The organism is Streptomyces sp. SID3343 (genome assembly GCF_009865215.1).
Taxonomy (GTDB): domain Bacteria; phylum Actinomycetota; class Actinomycetes; order Streptomycetales; family Streptomycetaceae; genus Embleya.
This window is the reverse complement of record NZ_WWJX01001198.1, coordinates 1-313: the sequence shown is the minus strand read 5'-3', so window position 1 is coordinate 313 and position 313 is coordinate 1. Positions and strand designations below refer to the sequence as shown.

General features: G+C 75.1%; 1 protein-coding gene. It reads left to right on the top strand.

The annotated features are described in order from the left end of the window. Window positions 1-26: 26 nt before the first annotated feature. Window positions 27-313 (top strand): hypothetical protein (locus GT354_RS37500; RefSeq protein WP_202512723.1); only part of this gene is annotated, 287 nt, incomplete at its 3' end.

Here is a 313-nt window from a genome sequence, read left to right as displayed (position 1 = left end):
CCGAAGGCGAGCCTGCGGCGGAAGTCGTGCCCGAATCCGGGTCGAACGTCGCATCCGAGCCGGTACCCGAGCCCGAGCGTGCGCCCGCCGCCGAGATCGAGCCCGAGCCCGCGGCGGAAGTGGCACCAGAGCCGCAGCCCGAGCCCGAACCCCGCCCCGCAGCCGAGATCGGCCCCGAACCCGAGCCGGAAGTCGCGCCCGAACCCGCAGCCGAGATCGGCCCCGAACCCGAGCCGGAAGTCGCGCCCGAACCCGCAGCCGAGATCGGCCCCGAACCCGAGCCGGAAGTCGCGCCCGAACCCGCAGCCGAGAT